Raw genomic sequence first — 19,878 nt, 5'->3', positions numbered from 1 at the left:
GATCGTGTGGTTTGTTTGATTTCGAACATAAACGCGCGAAATTCGAAAGTGAAACGTGATTTCATGCGCTTTTTTGCGCATTCTGTCATATTTCTGTAACAATCTGTGCGTTGATTCACAGTAACATTCACCGTGATTTCTTAACATCGCCGCCTCTGTAGCCGGGCGCGAGATGCCCGGTCATTTTTTGAAAGGCCACGGAGGCTGTTATGCTCAGTATCTTTAAACCTGCGCCACATCGGGCGCGACTGCCAGAGGCAGAGATTGATCCTCTCTACCGCCGTCTGCGTTGGCAAATCTTCCTCGGGATCTTCTTCGGGTATGCGGCGTACTATCTGGTACGTAAAAACTTTGCGCTCGCCATGCCGTACCTGGTGGAGCAGGGCTTCTCTCGCGGCGATCTGGGATTTGCGCTGTCGGGGATCTCCATCGCGTACGGTTTTTCGAAGTTCATTATGGGGTCGGTGTCGGATCGTTCGAATCCGCGCGTGTTCCTGCCCGCCGGCCTGATCCTCGCGGCAGCGGTGATGCTGTTCATGGGCTTTGTGCCGTGGGCGACCTCCAGCATTGCCATCATGTTCGTGCTGCTGTTCCTCTGCGGCTGGTTCCAGGGGATGGGGTGGCCGCCATGCGGACGCACCATGGTTCACTGGTGGTCACAGAAAGAGCGTGGTGGAATTGTATCTGTGTGGAACTGCGCACATAACGTCGGGGGCGGGCTTCCGCCGCTGCTGTTCCTGCTGGGGATGGCCTGGTTCAACGACTGGCATGCCGCGCTCTATATGCCAGCCTTTGGCGCCATTCTGGTGGCGATTATCGCTTTCGCTCTGATGCGCGACACCCCACAGTCCTGCGGCCTGCCGCCGATTGAAGAGTACAAAAACGACTACCCGGATGATTACAGCGAGAAGCACGAAGAAGAGCTGACGGCAAAGCAGATCTTCATGAAGTACGTGCTGCCGAACAAGCTGCTGTGGTACATCGCGGTGGCAAACGTATTTGTCTACCTGCTGCGTTACGGCATTCTCGACTGGTCGCCAACCTACCTGAAAGAGGTGAAGCACTTCGCGCTGGATAAATCCTCCTGGGCTTATTTCCTGTATGAATACGCTGGCATTCCCGGCACGCTGATCTGTGGCTGGATGTCGGACAAAGTGTTTAAGGGCAACCGTGGGGCGACGGGCGTGTTCTTTATGACGCTGGTCACCATCGCGACGGTCGTTTACTGGCTTAACCCGCCGGGGAATCCGGGTGTGGATATGGCCTGTATGATCGTCATCGGCTTCCTGATTTATGGTCCGGTTATGCTGATTGGTCTGCATGCCCTGGAGCTGGCGCCGAAGAAAGCGGCAGGCACGGCGGCAGGCTTTACCGGTCTGTTTGGCTACCTCGGCGGTTCAGTGGCGGCAAGTGCCATCGTCGGTTACACCGTCGACTTCTTCGGCTGGGACGGCGGCTTTATGGTGATGATTGGCGGCAGCGTGCTGGCTGTTCTGCTGCTGGTTGTTGTGATGATTGGTGAAAAACGTCACCACGCCGAAGTGCTGGCGCGTCGTCAATAAGGAGCATTGCGATGAAATTAACTCAGTTAGCGACAGGCCTGCTGCTGGCGGGCCTGATGACAGGCTCCGCGCTGGCGGCGGATAAAATCGTGATCGCCCACCGTGGCGCCAGCGGTTATCTGCCGGAGCATACGCTGCCGGCAAAAGCGATGGCCTATGCCCAGGGCGCGGATTATCTGGAGCAGGATCTGGTGATGACGAAGGACGACCAGCTGGTCGTTCTGCATGACCACTATCTTGACCGCGTGACGGACGTGGCGGAGCGTTTCCCGGATCGCGCCCGTAAAGATGGTCGCTACTACGCCATCGACTTCACGCTGGCGGAGATCCGCTCGCTGAAGTTTACCGAGGGCTTCGAGATTGAAAACGGTAAGAAGGTACAGGTCTATCCGGGACGTTTCCCGATGGGCAAGTCTGACTTCCGTATTCACACCTTCGAAGAGGAGATCGAGTTTGTTCAGGGGCTGAACCACTCGACAGGAAAAAATATCGGTATCTACCCGGAAATCAAAGCGCCGTGGTTCCACCATCAGGAAGGGAAGGACATTGCCGCGAAGACGCTGGAGGTACTGAAAAAGTACGGCTACACCAGCAAGCAGGATAAGGTTTTCCTGCAATGTTTCGACGCCGCGGAACTGAAGCGCATCAAAACCGAGCTGGAGCCGAAAATGGGGATGGATCTCAATCTGGTGCAGCTGATTGCGTATACCGACTGGAATGAAACCCAGGAAAAACAGCCGGACGGGAAGTGGGTGAACTACAGCTACGACTGGATGTTTAAGCCGGGCGCGATGAAGCAGATTGCGCAGTACGCCGACGGCATCGGGCCGGATTACCACATGCTGGTGGCGGAAGGCTCAACGCCGGGTCACGTGAAGCTGACGGCGATGGTGAAAGAGGCGCATGCGAGCAAGATGCAGGTGCATCCGTATACCGTACGCGCAGACCAGCTGCCGGAGTATGCGACGGACGTGAATCAGCTTTACGACGTACTGTATAACCAGGCGGATGTGGACGGGTTGTTTACGGATTTCCCGGATAAAGCGGTCGAATTCATTCACCGGAAATAGGTTTGGTAGGTCGGGTAAGGCGAAGCCGCCACCCGACAATCAGGCTCTGCGGCCTGATGCCCTCACCCTAACCCTCTCCCACAGGGAGAGGGAACAAGGGTAATTACATCTCGATCTCAATATCGCCTTTTGCCCGGCAGCAGCAGGGCAAAATTTCCCCTTCGCTGATAAAGGCCAGCGGTTCGGTCAGCCAGTCTACCTGGCCTGCGACCAGACGGCAGCGGCAGGAGCCGCAGTAGCCTTCACGACACTGGTACTCTACTTCTACCTGATGCGCTTCAAGCGCCACCAGCAGAGAAGGGTGCTCTTCCTGGCACAACACCTCTGTACCAGAAAGGCTCAGCGTTACGCGGCTCATCAGAGCTGGAAATCGCTCAGGTCGTCGGTGTTGACTTCAGAATCAATCTGACCGACCAGATAAGAACTCACTTCCACTTCCTGCGGCGCAACCTGCACGTTATCGGACACCAGCCAGGTGTTGATCCACGGAATCGGGTTAGAGCGCGTCTGGAATGGCAGATCGAGACCCACAGCCTGCATGCGGATGTTAGTGATGTACTCCACGTACTGGCACAGAATGTCTTTGTTCAGGCCAATCATGGAGCCGTCGCGGAACAGGTAGTCTGCCCACTCTTTCTCCTGCTGGGCGGCCAGCACGAACAGATCGTAGCATTCCTGCTTGCACTCTTCGGCAATCGCAGCCATTTCCGGGTCGTCCGCGCCGCTGCGCAGCAGGTTCAGCATGTGCTGAGTCCCGGTCAGATGCAGGGCTTCGTCACGGGCGATCAGGCGGATGATTTTGGCGTTGCCTTCCATCAGCTTGCGCTCGGCAAAGGCGAAGGAGCAGGCGAAGCTCACGTAGAAGCGGATCGCTTCCAGCGCGTTAACGCTCATCAGGCACAGGTACAGCTGCTTTTTCAGGGCTCGCAGGTTTACGGTAATGGTTTTGCCGTTCACGTTATGCGTGCCTTCGCCCAGCAGATGCCAGTAGCTGGTCATCTCGATCAGCTCATCGTAGTAGTGCGCAATGCCTTCCGCGCGCTTCTGGATCTGCTCGTTGGTGACGATATCGTCAAACACCACCGCCGGATCGTTCACGATGTTGCGGATGATGTGGGTGTAAGAGCGGGAGTGGATCGTCTCGGAGAACGCCCAGGTTTCCACCCAGGTTTCCAGCTCAGGAATCGAGATCAGCGGCAGCAGCGCCACGTTCGGACTACGGCCCTGGATGGAGTCCAGTAGCGTCTGGTACTTCAGGTTGCTGAGGAAGATGTGCTTTTCGTGTTCCGGCAGCGCCTGGAAATCGATACGGTCGCGGGAAACGTCAACTTCTTCCGGACGCCAGAAGAAGGAGAGTTGCTTTTCAATCAGCTTTTCGAAGATGTCATATTTTTGCTGATCGTAGCGTGCCACGTTGACCGGCTGGCCGAAGAACATCGGCTCTTTGAGCTGGTCGTTTTTCGTCTGTGAAAAGGTGGTATATGCCATTGCGGTGAGTCCTGTTGAGATTTTATTGCCCGGCGGCACTGCGTTTGCCGGGCCTACAAAACCGTAGGCCGGGTAAGCGTAGCGCCACCCGGCGAAGTGCTTAGATCTTACATGCGCCGCTTTCGCAGCCATCGTCCTGAATTGACGGCACCAGGTCGTCCTGGGCGTCTTCCGCACCATCACGGGTGTTGTGATAGTACAGCGTTTTCACGCCAAATTTGTAGGCAGTGAGCAGGTCTTTCAGCAGTTGCTGCATCGGAACCTTGCCAGACGGGAAGCGCGTTGGGTCGTAGTTGGTATTGGCAGAGATCGACTGGTCGATAAACTTCTGCATGATACCCACCAGTTGCAGATAGCCGTCGTTGTTTGGCATTTCCCACAGCAGCTCGTAGTTGTCACCCAGCGTTTCGTAATCCGGCACCACCTGACGCAGCACGCCGTCTTTCGACGCTTTGATGCTGACGTGGCCGCGCGGTGGCTCAATACCGTTGGTGGCGTTGGAGATCTGCGAAGAGGTCTCGGACGGCATCAGGGCAGAGAGCGTGGAGTTACGCAGGCCGTGAGTTTTAATGGACTCGCGCAGGCCTTCCCAGTCGAGGTGCAGCGGCTCGCTGACGATCGCATCCAGGTCTTTTTTGTAGGTGTCGATCGGCAGAATGCCTTTCGCGTAGGTGGTTTCGTTGAACCACGGGCACGCGCCTTGCTCTTTCGCCAGCTCGTTAGAGGCTTTCATCAGGTAGTACTGGATCGCTTCGAACGTCTGGTGCGTCAGATTGTTGGCGCTGCCGTCGGAGTAACGCTTGCCGTTTTTCGCCAGCCAGTAGGCGAAGTTGATCACGCCGATACCTAAAGTGCGACGGCCCATTGCGCCGCGTTTTGCCGCCGGGATTGGGTAATCCTGGTAATCCAGCAGGGCGTCGAGCGCACGAACCGCCAGCACCGCCAGCTCTTCCAGCTCGTCCAGGCTCTTAATCGCACCCAGGTTGAACGCGGACAGCGTACAGAGCGCGATTTCACCGTTTTCGTCGTTCACGTCTTCCAGCGGTTTAGTCGGCAGGGCGATCTCCAGGCACAGGTTAGACTGGCGCACTGGCGCAACCACCGGGTCAAACGGGCTGTGGGTGTTGCAGTGGTCAACGTTCTGGATGTAGATACGACCGGTAGAGGCACGTTCCTGCATCATCAGGGAGAACAGATCGACCGCTTTCACGCGCTGCTTGCGGATGCTGTCGTCTTTTTCATATTTGGTGTACAGACGCTCGAACTCGTCCTGATCAGCGAAGAACGCGTCGTACAGACCCGGGACGTCGGACGGGCTGAAGAGGGTGATGTCTTCCCCTTTCAGCAGACGGGTGTACATCAGCTTGTTGATCTGCACGCCGTAGTCCATGTGACGCACGCGGTTGCCTTCCACGCCGCGGTTGTTCTTCAGAACCAGCAGACTTTCCACTTCCAGGTGCCACATCGGGTAGAACAGGGTCGCTGCACCACCACGCACGCCGCCCTGAGAGCAGGATTTTACTGCCGTCTGGAAGTGCTTGTAGAACGGAATACAGCCGGTGTGGAACGCTTCACCGCCGCGGATCGGGCTGCCCAGTGCACGGATACGGCCGGCGTTGATGCCGATACCGGCACGCTGGGAGACGTATTTCACGATGGCGCTGGAGGTCGCGTTGATAGAATCCAGGCTGTCACCACACTCGATCAGTACGCAGGAGCTGAACTGACGGGTAGGGGTACGCACGCCAGACATGATTGGCGTAGGCAGAGAAATCTTGAACGTAGAGACCGCATCGTAGAAACGCTTCACGTAGTCCAGACGGGTTTCACGCGGGTAATTAGAGAACAGGCAGGCGGCCACCAGAATATAGAGGAACTGGGCGCTCTCGTAGATTTCGCCCGTCACACGGTTCTGAACCAGGTATTTGCCTTCGAGCTGCTTCACCGCTGCGTAGGAGAAGTTCATGTCGCGCCAGTGATCGATAAACCCGTTCATCTGCTCGAACTCTTCTTCCGTATAGTCTTCCAGCAGATGCGTGTCGTATTTGCCCAGCTCGACCATTTTCACTACGTGATCGTAAAGCTTCGGCGGCTCGAACTGGCCGTAGGCTTTTTTACGCAGGTGGAAAATCGCCAGACGCGCAGCGAGGTACTGATAATCCGGTGCGTCGCGGGAGATCAGATCTGCCGCGGCTTTGATAATGGTTTCGTGGATATCAGACGTTTTGATGCCGTCGTAGAACTGAATGTGAGAACGCAGTTCAACCTGGGAGATAGATACGTTGTTCAGTCCTTCTGCTGCCCAGTCGAGAACTCGATGGATTTTGTCCAGATTGATACGCTCGGTGGTACCGTCGCGCTTTGTCACCAGCAGACTCTGATTCATGTGGGTTTTTACCTGTCCGTGAAATAAAAAAATATCCCCCGCTTATCCACAGAACCGTCTTGTGACTAACTCTGTGGATAAATACTACATATAGGGGTTTTGCGATAAGAAGAACGCTATATGGTGAGTATTCTAGTATCGAATCTTTTCAGCACAAGGGTTGATTTTGACGTTAAATTGAGGTTGTGAAAGGGTAAAAAAGGCTAAGTCCTCGTGCCGTAAGGCCTGGAAGAGATGTCAATAATTAAGAAAAAAAATTCAAAATTTGATCGAGTGCTGATTTCTTCAACGGGAGGTCAGAATTGCGCAACATGATGTCGCGCAATCATTATAAGAATAACGGATGACGTTAGTCGTTTTTGGCGGTTGTGTGCAACATATAGTTAACATCCACACCTGGGGCAAGTTTGAATTTATCCGTCAGCGGATTGTAGTGCAGACCCGTCATGTGCTGCTCCTTAAGCCATGTCTGGTCAACCCAGCCCAGCAGTTCGGCAGGCTTGATGAACTTCTTCACGTCGTGCGTCCCTTTCGGCACCATGCGCAGCACGTATTCCGCGCCTACCACGGCCATCAGCCAGGCTTTGCCGTTGCGGTTGATGGTCGAGAAGAAGACCTGTCCACCCGGTTTCACCAGTTTTGCACAGGCGCTGACCACCGACTGCGGATCGGGAACGTGCTCCAGCATCTCCATGCAGGTCACCACGTCATACTGGTGCGCATGTTTTGCCGCGTGCTCTTCCACGGTTTCCTGGACATATTCTACCTGTACGCCGGACTCCAGCGCATGAAGACGCGCAACCTGTAGAGGTTCGAAGCCCATGTCCAGACCGGTGACGGTGGCCCCTTCACGCGCCATACTTTCCGCCAGGATGCCGCCGCCGCAGCCGACGTCGAGCACTTTCTTACCGAACAGACCGCCGGAACGCTCCGCGATATAGCCCAGACGCAGCGGGTTAATACGATGCAGAGGTTTGAACTCACCTTCGAGATCCCACCAGCGGGACGCCACCGCTTCAAATTTGGCAATCTCTTCGTGGTCAACGTTGTGAGCCACCGGGGATTTTTCGGCATTCATGGGCGCTTTTACTCCTTATTTAGCAAGACAAATGAGTATATCAGGCAATCCCTGTGAATAAAGCGTATAGGTTTACCTGTATCACCGCGGCTGTGTTATAATTTGCGACCTTTGAATCCGGGATACAGTAGAGGGATAGCGGTTAGATGAGCGACCTTGCGAGAGAAATTACACCGGTTAACATCGAGGAAGAGCTGAAAAGCTCCTATCTGGACTATGCGATGTCGGTCATTGTTGGCCGTGCGCTGCCGGACGTCCGCGATGGCCTGAAGCCGGTACACCGTCGCGTACTATACGCCATGAACGTATTGGGCAATGACTGGAATAAAGCCTACAAAAAATCTGCCCGTGTCGTTGGTGACGTAATCGGTAAATACCATCCTCATGGTGATTCCGCGGTGTACGACACCATTGTCCGTATGGCGCAGCCCTTCTCGCTGCGTTACATGCTGGTAGATGGTCAGGGTAACTTTGGTTCTATCGACGGCGACTCCGCCGCGGCAATGCGTTATACGGAAATCCGTCTGGCGAAGATTGCCCATGAGCTGATGGCTGACCTGGAAAAAGAGACGGTTGATTTCGTTGATAACTACGACGGCACGGAAAAAATTCCTGACGTTATGCCAACGAAGATCCCAAACCTGCTGGTGAACGGTTCGTCCGGTATCGCCGTCGGTATGGCAACCAACATTCCACCGCACAATATCACGGAAGTGATCAACGGCTGCCTGGCCTACATTGACGATGAAGACATCAGCATTGAAGGGCTGATGGAACACATCCCGGGCCCGGACTTCCCGACGGCGGCAATCATCAATGGCCGTCGCGGTATTGAAGAAGCGTACCGCACCGGTCGCGGCAAGATTTACATCCGTGCCCGCGCCGAAGTGGAAGCGGACGCTAAAACCGGCCGTGAAACCATTATTGTTCACGAGATCCCGTATCAGGTGAACAAAGCGCGACTGATTGAAAAAATCGCCGAGCTGGTAAAAGAAAAACGCGTTGAAGGCATCAGCGCGCTGCGTGACGAGTCTGATAAAGACGGTATGCGCATCGTGATTGAAATCAAGCGCGACGCGGTGGGTGAAGTTGTGTTGAACAACCTTTACTCCCAGACTCAGCTTCAGGTCTCCTTCGGTATCAACATGGTTGCGCTGCACCATGGCCAGCCGAAGATCATGAACCTGAAAGAGATCCTGAGCGCGTTCGTGCGTCACCGCCGTGAAGTGGTGACCCGTCGTACCATCTTCGAACTGCGCAAAGCGCGCGACCGTGCCCATATCCTTGAAGCACTGGCCGTTGCGCTGGCGAACATCGACCCGATCATCGAGCTGATCCGCCGTGCGCCGACGCCGGCAGAAGCGAAGGCGTCGCTGGTTGCGCGTCCATGGGATCTGGGCAACGTGGCGGCAATGCTGGAACGTGCCGGTGATGACGCTGCGCGTCCTGAGTGGCTGGAACCGGAATTCGGCGTGCGTGACGGTCAGTACTACCTGACTGAACAGCAGGCCCAGGCGATTCTGGATCTGCGTTTGCAGAAACTGACCGGCCTTGAGCATGAAAAACTGCTCGACGAGTACAAAGAGCTGCTGGAGCAGATTGCCGAGCTGCTGCATATCCTGGGTAGCGCAGAGCGCCTGATGGAAGTGATCCGTGAAGAGCTGGAGCTGGTTCGCGATCAGTTCGGCGACGAGCGTCGCACCGAAATCACAGCCAATAGCTCTGATATCAACATTGAAGATCTGATCAACCGCGAAGACGTGGTAGTGACGCTGTCTCACCAGGGCTACGTGAAGTATCAGCCGTTGACCGACTACGAAGCACAGCGTCGTGGCGGTAAAGGCAAATCTGCGGCGCGTATTAAAGAAGAAGACTTCATTGACCGTCTGCTGGTGGCCAACACCCACGACACGATCCTCTGCTTCTCCAGCCGGGGCCGTCTGTACTGGATGAAAGTCTATCAGCTGCCGGAAGCGAGCCGTGGCGCGCGGGGTCGTCCTATCGTCAACCTGCTGCCGCTGGAAGCGAACGAACGTATCACCGCTATTCTGCCGGTACGCGAGTACGAAGAGGGCGTGAACGTCTTTATGGCGACCGCGAGCGGTACCGTGAAGAAAACCGCGCTGACCGAGTTCAGCCGTCCACGTTCTGCCGGGATCATCGCGGTGAACCTGAACGAAGGCGATGAGCTGATCGGCGTGGATCTGACCTCCGGTTCTGATGAAGTCATGCTGTTCTCTGCCGCCGGTAAAGTGGTGCGCTTTAAAGAGAACGCCGTGCGCGCAATGGGTCGTACGGCGACCGGCGTGCGTGGTATCAAGCTGGCGGGTGAAGACAGCGTGGTTTCCCTGATCGTTCCTCGTGGCGAAGGCGCAATCCTGACCGTCACCCAGAACGGCTACGGTAAACGTACGGCGGAAAGCGAATACCCGACCAAGTCTCGCGGCACGCAGGGCGTTATCTCCATCAAAGTGACCGAGCGCAACGGTTCCGTTGTTGGCGCGGTGCAGGTGGACGACGCGGACCAGATCATGATGATCACCGATGCCGGTACGCTGGTGCGTACCCGCGTGTCTGAGATCAGCGTGGTGGGTCGTAACACCCAGGGCGTAATCCTCATCCGCACTGCGGAAGATGAAAACGTCGTCGGTCTGCAACGCGTTGCTGAGCCGGTGGATGACGAAGAGCTCGACTCTATCGACGGCAGCGTTGCGGAAGGGGATGATGAAATCGCCCCGGAAGCGGACACCGATGATGAAGTAGCGGATGACGCTGACGAGTAACGTCTCCTGACGCATAAAGGGCCGGTTTCCGGCCCTTTTGTTTTGCGCAAGCAGACAAGTGAACGTTGCGACAAGCCGCGTTTACCGCTACCTTAACCACATTCTTTTTGACCCCGACGGCGGAGCCTCGCCCCTTTGAAATACCTCGTCTCCTTTCGTACCACGTTAAAAGTCTCTCGCTATCTGTTTCGGGCGCTTGCGCTACTGCTATGGTTGCTGGTGGCACTGCTCTCGGTGTTTTACATTGTTAACGCGTTACACCAGAAAGAAGCGGAGATCCGCCAGGAGTTTAACTTAAGCTCGGATCAGGCTCAGCGCTATATCCAGCGCACGTCTGACGTGATGAAAGAGCTTAAGTATATTGCTGAGAATCGACTCACGGCGGAGAACGGCATTCTTGCTATCCGCGGTCGGGATGAAAAAACCGAAGTACCTGATTTCGAACCGCTCTTCCCGGACTCCGATTGTTCCGCCATGGGCAAAGCCTGGCGTGGTTCACTGGAGTCCCTGTCATGGTTTATGCGCTACTGGCGCGATAACTTCTCGGCCGCCTACGACCTGAACCGCGTCTACCTGATTGGCAACGAAAATCTCTGCATGGCGGATTTCGGCCTGCGGGATATGCCCGTCGAACGCGAAGACGCGCTGAAAAGTCTGCATGAGCGTATAGTGAAATACCGCAATGCGCCTCAGGAAGAGCGCGGGAACAACATCTTCTGGATAAGCCAGGGGCCGCGCATGGGCGTCGGCTATTTCTATGCCCTGACTCCGGTTTACCTCGGAAACCGCCTGCAAGCGCTGCTGGGGATTGAACAAACCATCCGCATGGAAAACTTCTTCACGCCGGGCAGTCTGCCGATGGGCGTGACCATTCTGGATGAAAACGGCCATCCGCTCATCTCCCTTACCGGCCCTGAAAACCGCCTGAAGGTGGAACCCAGCTGGATGCAGGAGCGGTCATGGTTTGGCTATACCTCCGGGTTCCGCGAGCTGGTGCTGAAGAAAAGTTTACCGCCATCGTCGCTGAGCATTGTCTACTCGCTGCCGGTGGACAAGGTCCTGGAGCGCATTCGCATCCTGATCCTTAATGCCATTTTGCTGAACATCGCGGTAGGCGTCGCGCTGTTTATGCTGGCGAGAATGTATGAGCGGCGGATCTTTATTCCGGCGGAAGCGGATGCTCAGCGTCTGGAAGAGCATGAGCAGTTTAACCGTAAAATTGTCGCCTCGGCGCCGGTGGGGATCTGCATCCTGCGTACTCAGGACGGGACAAATATCCTCAGTAATGAGCTTGCCCATAACTACCTGAACATGCTCACGCATGAAGACCGCCAGCGGTTAACGCAGATCATTTGCGGTCAGCAGGTTAACTTTGTGGATGTGCTGACCAGCACCCACACCAACCTGCAAATCAGCTTCGTCCATTCTCGCTACCGCAATGAAAACGTGGCCATTTGCGTGCTGGTGGACGTCTCTGCGCGCGTGAAAATGGAAGAGTCATTGCAGGATATGGCGCAGGCGGCGGAGCAGGCCAGTCAGTCGAAATCGATGTTCCTCGCGACCGTCAGCCATGAGCTGCGAACGCCGCTGTACGGCATTATCGGTAACCTCGACCTGCTCCAGACCAAAGAGCTGCCGAAAGGGGTCGACCGGCTGGTGACGGCCATGAACAACTCGTCCAGCCTGCTGCTGAAAATCATCAGCGATATTCTCGATTTCTCTAAAATTGAATCCGAGCAGTTGAAAATAGAGCCGCGCGAGTTCTCCCCGCGCGAAGTGATGAACCATATCTGCGCTAACTACCTGCCGCTGGTGGTGCGTAAACAGCTTGGGCTGTACTGCTTTATCGAGCCGGATGTGCCGCTGACGCTGCATGGCGATCCGATGCGTCTGCAACAGGTCATCTCAAACCTGCTGAGCAACGCCATCAAATTCACCGATATCGGCTGTATTGTGCTGCACGTCTGTCGGGCAGGGGAGTACCTGACCATTCGCGTGCGCGACACGGGTGTTGGCATTCCGGCGAAAGAGGTCGTTCGCCTGTTCGATCCGTTCTTCCAGGTGGGAACCGGCGTCCAGCGTAATTTCCAGGGGACCGGGCTAGGTCTGGCGATTTGCGAGAAGCTTATCAGCATGATGGACGGGGATATCTCCGTCGATACTGAGCCGGGTATGGGCAGCCAGTTCACCATTCGTATTCCGCTCTATTCGGCACACTATCCGGCGAAAACTACGGTCGACGGGCTGAGCGATAAGCACTGCTGGCTGGCGGTGCACAACGCCTCCTTACATGATTTCCTGACCTCGATGCTGACCAGCAGCGGCGTGCGGGTTTCACGCTACGAAGGCCAGACGCCGGACGCGGATGACATGCTGATCACCGACGTTGAGCCGGAGCAGGCGTGGGCGGGGCGCGGCGTAGTGATGTTCTGCCGCCGTCATATCGGTATTCCGCTTGAGCGTTCGCCTGGGGTATGGGTGCACAGCGTGGCGACACCGCACGAGCTGCTGGGCTTGCTGGCGCGTATTTACAGCGTGCAGCTTGAGGACAGCGACGGCGCCACCGTGCTGGCTTCCCCTGATGAGCTGGCGTCGGTGAACGACGATATGATGATTCTGGTCGTCGACGATCATCCGATTAACCGTCGTCTGCTCGCAGATCAGCTTGGCTCTCTGGGCTATCAGTGTAAAACGGCCAATGATGGCGTGGATGCCCTGAATGTCTTAAGTAAGAACCATATTGATATTGTGCTCAGCGATGTAAATATGCCTAACATGGACGGCTACCGTCTGACGCAGCGTATCCGACAGCTGGGGCTGACGCTGCCGGTGGTGGGGGTGACAGCCAACGCGCTGGCGGAGGAGAAGCAGCGCTGTCTGGAATCGGGAATGGACAGCTGCCTGTCGAAGCCGGTCACGCTGGATGTACTGAAGCAGACACTGTCCGTGTATGCGGAGCGGGTACGAAAAGCGAGACAATAAAAAAGGCCCGAAAGGGCCTTTTTTATGTACCCGGCGGCGCGGCGCTTGCGCGGGCCTACGGGGTCTGTAGGCCGGGTAAGCGCGAGCGCCACCCGGCGTAGACAGCGAAGATCAATCTTTGTCCGTTGCGCTCAGCGTCACGGAAGAGAGATAGTTCAGCAGGGCGATATCGTTATCCACACCCAGCTTCATCATCGCGGATTTTTTCTGGCTACTGATGGTTTTAATACTGCGGTTCAGCTTCTTGGCGATTTCAGTGACCAGGAAACCTTCAGCGAACAGACGCAGTACTTCACTCTCTTTAGGCGAGAGACGCTTGTCGCCATAGCCACCCGCACTGATTTTTTCAAGCAGGCGTGAGACGCTCTCAGGAGTGAATTTTTTCCCTTTCTGTAGCGCCGCCAACGCTTTTGGCAGATCGGTAGGTGCGCCTTGTTTCAGCACAATCCCTTCAATATCGAGATCCAGAACGGCGCTCAGGATCGCCGGGTTATTGTTCATGGTCAGAACAATGATCGAAATGTCCGGGAAGTGGCGTTTAATGTATTTGATGAGCGTGATCCCATCACCGTACTTATCTCCAGGCATGGAGAGATCGGTAATGAGCACGTGCGCATCAAGTTTAGGCAGGTTGTTAATGAGGGCTGTGGAATCTTCAAATTCACCGACTACATTCACCCACTCGATCTGTTCAAGTGATTTGCGAATACCGAACAGTACAATCGGATGGTCATCGGCAATAATTACGTTCATATTGTTCATGTATAAGGCTACCTTGCTACAGCAAGCTCTTGACGTAAGCGTCAATGTCGCTGATGTATTTTTCAATGCCAGAGGCATCTTTCTCACGAATTAGATGTTCCAGCGTTTCACATAACTGCTTGCCGGGAACCAGATTAAGCATGGCAAACACCCCTTTAAGCCGGTGTGCTGTCTGTGCCAGCGCTGCAAAATCCTGCGCAGCGGACTCAGTATACAACCGCTTAACATCATCTGGTACTGTATCAACGAAGAGCGAATAATATCCGCTGGCATGGAGTTCGGCATTTTCATCGCCGCCTAACGGTGACTCCAGGATCTCTTCCTGCGCCAGATTCTCTTCAATCAGTTGTAATACAGCTTCCTGCATTGCATTGCTCATATTAAAGTTGACGCGCAGCTGCCCAGGGCCGATTTTCCGCACGCCTGGCTCATCATCGCTTAAAAGCAAGCCTGAGGCAGTAAGATTAGACGGATTATCAGTTAAAAATAGATCAAATTCTTGACTCGCGAGCCTTTCGTCCGGGGTAATGCAGGACGCCCCCCAGTTTTCCAGCTGACGAACGACGATATTACGGATCTCACTGGAGGTCACATCCACCATCACCACCACATCGTCCAGCAGACGCTCTTCATCCTCTTCCTGGGGATTCGCCGCCATTTTCACGTGTAAAGAGTAGCGGGTGCCGAGGGATTCGCGCGCCTTGATGTTCAGATGACCGCCCAGCTTACGCGCCAGCTGATCGCAAAGCCAGAAGGTGAGGGCATTCGCCTTGCCGTAGTGGTCGCGCTGGGTATCGTTCAGGAACGGGAAGTGCAGGTTATCAATTTCGCTCACTGTGACGCCTTCGCCCGTATCCAGAATGCGGAACGTCAGACGATCGTCGGTGGACTCATCGGTGCTGACTTCAAGGGTGATCTTGCCGATCTGCGTCGTGGTGACGGCATACTGTATCAACATCATCAGGATGCGACGCAGGGCATCGCGATCGCCGTGACGTTCGTCGTTGGCCGGTAAATGGTTGTTGATCAGCAGCTGGAGTCCCTTGCGCTTGATCACCGGCAGGACTTCCGGCACCACCTCATCAATCAGGTCCTGGATGGAGAAGAGCGTAGGGGTGCCCTTCCAGATGTCATTCTCCAGCATGTTCGCAAGCTGGATTTCGTCCACCAGACGAACCAGGGAGTCGGCCTGGCTGCTGAGCTGTCGGCTTTCCGGCGTGCTCAGATCAGCAATCTGCGTGGCGAGTGACTTCAACGGTTGTTTAAAGGCATCGCCAATATTTTGCATAAACGCCGCGCGGCCATGTTGGTTTTTCTCGTACAGCCTTTGCGCCTGCTTGAGCTTTTTATTCACCAGCACTTCGCGATCCTGATCGCGAATGATGAAGATTTGCGTGCGCGAGGCGACCTGACTGCGGAACTGACGGATCTCATACAGTTCATTATTAACGGTGGCCTGAATAACGCCCTGGTGCTGGTCCGCCATGGCCGTAATATTTTGCAGGTTAAGATGCGGCAGAAGGTGATCGGCAATTTTATTGCTCATTACCGTGCGGTTAGCCTCCTGGTCGTGAACGAGCACCCCAAGCGGCAGCACGGAAATAATCTCTTCATTCAGGGCACGAAGAATGCGCAACTCGTTGCTGGTCCCGGCTGATACCGACGTCGAGTCGCTCTGGCGGCCCGACTGGAAACGGAAGGTGCTGTAGCCAAACAGCGCCAGCGCCAGCAGGCCAATATTCAGCAACAGCGGCAGCAGAATGTTTTGCAGAGTATCAAGCATCAGGGTGCCAAAAGGCACCTGCCACACCAGACGCATACCGGTTGAGTTGAGCGATGAGGCAATCTCAATCTTTGAGCCATTAAAGGAGATCGCTACGCTGTCCGCGCCTTCTTTATCCGACGGCGTGCGCATATTTTGGGTGCTGTTGTCTGGCTCCAGACGGAAACTGTCCAGCGGCATATCCGGTGGGATGAGATCGTTAATCGGCAGGTCGAAGGCAACCACGGTCGCCAGATGGCCCGGCTGGTTAAAGGTGGTTCGCAGCGTAAAGTAGTGGCCATTCTGCCAGGCAAGACGGCGTAATGACGAGAAACTTTCTCGCTCGTCCAGCGCGTTGGCCTGTTGCAGCATTTCTGCCCGACGGGAATCCACAATACTGCCAACGGTGGTCTCTTTAAAGCCGGACGAAAGATCCTTAAGCGGCAGGGTCGAGATCAGGATCATGCTGTTGTCCTGACCGTTCAGGTAATACATTGACCACGGTACGGTCTCGGCGCCCCACAGGGTGTCCAGATAGGAGGAGATCCGCTGCGTCATCTCAAGCGTTGCGCTGTCGTGCGAGCCGAAAATCAGGGCTTCCGTCTTGCGCTGCGGTTTTTCAAGGTAATACACATCCTGCTTAAGGCGCGTTTCCTGCAACCCTTCGCCTGACGAGGTGGCAGGCGCGGCAGCGATATTGTCGTAGATTTGCCAGGTCGCATAGCGCCACGTATCAATGCGCTTATGCACCGCATGGGTGATATCGACGATTTGATAGCTTTTATCTTTAAGCCAGGTATTAACGGCGCTCTGAACCATCACCCCCATTGTGACTAACAGCACAACGATCAACAGAAGAAAGAAACGGGTGATGCTGCCCGGTAGAAGGGAGAATTTGCTCGGGGCGGTAGTTTCAGTCTGACTCATTGATGTGTTTAACCCGTAATGGCCGCGCGGTAATGGGATAGGGCAGTATAAAGGGTAATAACTGAATTTCCAGCGTCGTTAACGGTATGACCTTGACTTTTTATCCGGGTAAGCGGCTTCAACGTCCCCGGATGAAAGGTGTACAAAACCCCGTGAAATGTATAAATACGCGATCGCACCGGCAGGAAAATAGCACGAATAAACAAGAAATTAATTTCAATAGCATAAAAAAGAATTCAGCGAAAGCCGGATGCTGGATTTAGTTAATAGTCGTTATCATTTCTGAGGGGTAGCACATAAAATGTAGGCTGACGTAAAGAAAGGTAAAAAAAAAACCGAATGCGAAGCATCCGGTTCAATTAGGGATAAACAGACATTCAGAACTGAATGACGGTAATAAATAAAGTTAATGATGATAGCGAGAGTTATTTTAGTGGTGTTGAAGGGAATTTTTTTGTCATTCAGTGCTGTACTGTTTTTTAAGCTAATCACTTGTATTAAATAGAATATATTTTTGTTTTGATTATCCGTGCTATATTTTTAAACTATTTATGCTCTGTAAAAGTTCCTTCAAATTTACAAATTGAAACATGTTGATGGTAAAGTGAAACATCTTCAAAGTTTTCGTATCATATTCCTGTTGGATTATTCTGCATTTTTGAGGAGAATGAACTTGCCGACTGGTTAAGAGGGTTGACCAGTAAGCAGTGGTAAATAATAAGGCATATAACAGAGGGTTAATAAAATGAAAGTTAAAGTACTGTCCCTCCTGGTACCAGCTCTGCTGGTGGCAGGCGCAGCAAATGCGGCTGAAATTTATAACAAAGACGGCAACAAATTAGATCTGTACGGTAAAGTGGATGGTCTGCACTATTTCTCTGATGACGACAGTGCAGACGGCGACCAGACCTACATGCGTCTGGGCTTCAAAGGCGAAACTCAGGTTAACGACCAGCTGACCGGTTACGGCCAGTGGGAATACCAGATCCAGGGTAACTCTGGTGAGAACGAAAACAACTCATGGACGCGTGTGGCGTTCGCAGGTCTGAAATTCGCTGATGCGGGTTCATTCGACTACGGTCGTAACTACGGCGTTGTTTACGATGTGACTTCATGGACCGACGTTCTGCCGGAATTCGGCGGCGATACCTACGGTTCTGACAACTTCATGCAGCAGCGTGGTAACGGCTTCGCGACCTACCGTAACCAGGACTTCTTCGGTCTGGTTGATGGTCTGAACTTCGCGTTGCAGTACCAGGGTAAAAACGGCAGCGCAAGCGGCGAAGGCCAGACCAACAACGGTCGTGACGCGCTGCGTCAGAACGGTGATGGCTACGGCGGCTCTCTGACCTACGATCTGGGCGAAGGCTTCGCTATCGGTACGGCAGTTACCAGTTCTAAACGTACTGCTGACCAGAACGCTGCGGGCTTCTACGGTGAAGGCGATCGCGCAGAGACCTATACCGGTGGTCTGAAATACGACGCGAACAACATCTACCTGGCTGCACAGTATACTCAGACTTACAACGCGACCCGTGCGGGCGACCTGGGCTGGGCTAACAAAGCGCAGAACTTCGAAGTGGTTGCGCAGTATCAGTTCGACTTCGGTCTGCGTCCATCCGTGGCGTACCTGCAATCTAAAGGTAAGGACCTGGAAAACGGCTACGGCGACCAGGATCTGCTGAAATATGTTGATGTTGGCGCGACTTACTACTTCAACAAAAACATGTCCACCTACGTTGATTACAAAATCAACCTGGTTGATGAGAACGACTTCACTCGCGCAGCAGGTATCGGTACTGACGATATCGTCGCGCTGGGTCTGGTTTACCAGTTCTAATTGCTCATACAGCGACAAAGGGGCCATCAGGCCCCTTTTTTCATGCTTTTTTAGGGTCTTACAAATACGCTGTTTTAGTGTACTCTTGCCGCCCTGGCATGAGGATAATAACCAATGGATATGACTTTTTTACGCGCCAGCGTTCTGGCGACTTTTTTACTCCTGACCGCGTGTGACTCTTCCACACAGCCCGCAAAAATCGACGCACCCGCCGCGACGGTGCTGGAAGGGAAAACCATGGGGACCTTCTGGCGCGTCAGCGTGATGGATATTGATAAATCCCGCGCTGAAGAATTACGCGGTAAAATTCAGGCGCAGCTGGATGCCGACGATCAGCTACTCTCTACCTATAAAAATGACTCAGCGCTGATGCGTTTCAATCGCTCCAGCAGCACCTCGCTGTGGCCGGTGAGCGAAGCGATGGCCGATATCGTCACGGAATCCATGCGCGTGGGCTACAAAACCAATGGCGCAATGGATGTGACCGTGGGGCCGCTGGTGAACCTGTGGGGATTTGGCCCCAACAAGCAGCCGGTGACTACACCCGATCAAGCCGCCATCGACGACGCCCGCGCCCGTACAGGGTTACAGCATCTGGCGGTGATCTCCCAGTACGGTCAGCAATACCTGCAAAAAGATATTCCCGACCTGTTTGTCGATCTCTCCACGGTAGGCGAGGGGTATGCTGCGGATCATCTCGCGGCCCTGATGGCGCAGGAAGGCATTCCGCGTTATCTGGTTTCCGTCGGGGGCGCGCTCGTCAGCCGGGGCATGAACGCCAGCGGCAGGCCGTGGCGAGTGGCCATCCAAAAACCAACCGATCAGCAGAACGCGGTGCAGGCGATTGTCGACATCAACGGGCACGGTATAAGCACCTCCGGAAGCTACCGCAACTATTACGAGCTGGATGGCAAACGTATCTCGCACGTGATTGATCCGCAAACCGGACGCCCGATTACCCACAACCTGGTGTCCGTGACGGTGATAGCCCCAACCGCGCTGGAAGCGGATGCCTGGGATACCGGATTGATGGTGCTCGGCACGGAGAAGGCCAAAGAGGTGGTGCGTCAGGAAGGGCTGGCCGTCTATATGATCACCAAAGAGGCTGACGGATTTAAAACCTGGAGTTCGCCGCAGTTCAATAGCTTCCTGGTGAGCGAAAAAAATTAAAAAGCAAGGTTGCGGGTTTTTGTTCGGTGGCGTTCAGGCAAGCTGAGCGTATGCTTGTAAGAGGAGCC

12 protein-coding genes are annotated in these 19,878 nt (G+C 54.5%); 6 read left to right on the top strand and 6 right to left on the bottom strand.

Annotation, left to right across the window (positions count from 1 at the left end):
- Positions 1-209: 209 nt before the first annotated feature.
- Both glpT and glpQ read left to right on the top strand, forming a co-directional pair.
- On the top strand, positions 210-1,562 hold the full coding sequence (gene glpT / locus LOC22_RS03315; protein WP_003859423.1) for a glycerol-3-phosphate transporter: 1,353 nt from the start codon (positions 210-212) through the stop codon (positions 1,560-1,562).
- Positions 1,563-1,573: 11 nt separating this feature from the next.
- The gene (gene glpQ, locus LOC22_RS03310; protein ID WP_032654313.1) at positions 1,574-2,632 is read left to right on the top strand and encodes a glycerophosphodiester phosphodiesterase; all 1,059 of its coding nucleotides are present in this window, start codon (positions 1,574-1,576) and stop codon (positions 2,630-2,632) included.
- Between the two features lie 103 nt (positions 2,633-2,735).
- On the opposite strand, the gene yfaE is transcribed toward glpQ, so the two are convergent.
- From yfaE to ubiG, 4 genes are all read right to left on the bottom strand, one after another.
- On the bottom strand, positions 2,736-2,990 hold the full coding sequence (yfaE, locus tag LOC22_RS03305) for a class I ribonucleotide reductase maintenance protein YfaE (RefSeq protein WP_003859419.1): 255 nt from the start codon (positions 2,988-2,990) through the stop codon (positions 2,736-2,738).
- Complete coding sequence (gene nrdB, locus LOC22_RS03300; protein ID WP_026080618.1) at positions 2,990-4,120, bottom strand: class Ia ribonucleoside-diphosphate reductase subunit beta; 1,131 nt, start codon at positions 4,118-4,120, stop codon at positions 2,990-2,992. The genes yfaE and nrdB overlap by 1 nt, the downstream gene beginning before the upstream one ends.
- A gap of 100 nt (positions 4,121-4,220) precedes the next feature.
- Positions 4,221-6,506, bottom strand: a complete 2,286-nt coding sequence (gene nrdA, locus LOC22_RS03295; protein WP_023295072.1) for a class 1a ribonucleoside-diphosphate reductase subunit alpha — start codon at positions 6,504-6,506, stop codon at positions 4,221-4,223.
- A gap of 349 nt (positions 6,507-6,855) precedes the next feature.
- The gene (gene ubiG / locus LOC22_RS03290; RefSeq protein ID WP_006811346.1) at positions 6,856-7,584 is read right to left on the bottom strand and encodes a bifunctional 2-polyprenyl-6-hydroxyphenol methylase/3-demethylubiquinol 3-O-methyltransferase UbiG; all 729 of its coding nucleotides are present in this window, start codon (positions 7,582-7,584) and stop codon (positions 6,856-6,858) included.
- Between the two features lie 146 nt (positions 7,585-7,730).
- Between ubiG and gyrA the strand changes: the two genes are divergently transcribed.
- On the top strand, positions 7,731-10,367 hold the full coding sequence (gene gyrA, locus LOC22_RS03285) for a DNA topoisomerase (ATP-hydrolyzing) subunit A (RefSeq protein WP_017693022.1): 2,637 nt from the start codon (positions 7,731-7,733) through the stop codon (positions 10,365-10,367).
- A 135-nt stretch (positions 10,368-10,502) separates the two neighbouring features.
- Positions 10,503-13,349 (top strand): two-component system sensor histidine kinase RcsC, encoded by a 2,847-nt coding sequence (gene rcsC, locus LOC22_RS03280; RefSeq protein ID WP_017383412.1) that lies wholly within the window; start codon positions 10,503-10,505, stop codon positions 13,347-13,349.
- Between the two features lie 111 nt (positions 13,350-13,460).
- Here rcsC and rcsB read toward each other — a convergent pair whose 3' ends face one another.
- Both rcsB and rcsD read right to left on the bottom strand, forming a co-directional pair.
- Positions 13,461-14,111 (bottom strand): response regulator transcription factor RcsB, encoded by a 651-nt coding sequence (gene rcsB, locus LOC22_RS03275; protein WP_003859405.1) that lies wholly within the window; start codon positions 14,109-14,111, stop codon positions 13,461-13,463.
- 16 nt (positions 14,112-14,127) lie between these two features.
- Positions 14,128-16,800: a phosphotransferase RcsD gene (gene rcsD / locus LOC22_RS03270; protein ID WP_017383411.1), complete on the bottom strand. Its 2,673-nt coding sequence runs from the start codon at positions 16,798-16,800 to the stop codon at positions 14,128-14,130.
- Positions 16,801-17,545: 745 nt separating this feature from the next.
- Here rcsD and LOC22_RS03265 point away from each other — a divergent pair.
- On the top strand, positions 17,546-18,640 hold the full coding sequence (locus LOC22_RS03265; protein ID WP_032648928.1) for a porin OmpC: 1,095 nt from the start codon (positions 17,546-17,548) through the stop codon (positions 18,638-18,640).
- 114 nt (positions 18,641-18,754) lie between these two features.
- Complete coding sequence (apbE, locus tag LOC22_RS03260; RefSeq protein WP_015572290.1) at positions 18,755-19,810, top strand: FAD:protein FMN transferase ApbE; 1,056 nt, start codon at positions 18,755-18,757, stop codon at positions 19,808-19,810.
- Positions 19,811-19,878 lie beyond the last annotated feature (68 nt).

It is taken from the genome of Enterobacter sp. AN-K1, from assembly GCF_020971765.1.
In the GTDB taxonomy this organism is placed as follows: Bacteria; Pseudomonadota; Gammaproteobacteria; order Enterobacterales; family Enterobacteriaceae; genus Enterobacter; species Enterobacter hormaechei_C.
Note: the sequence above shows the minus strand (reverse complement) of the source record. Positions and strands in the feature narration are given on the sequence as shown.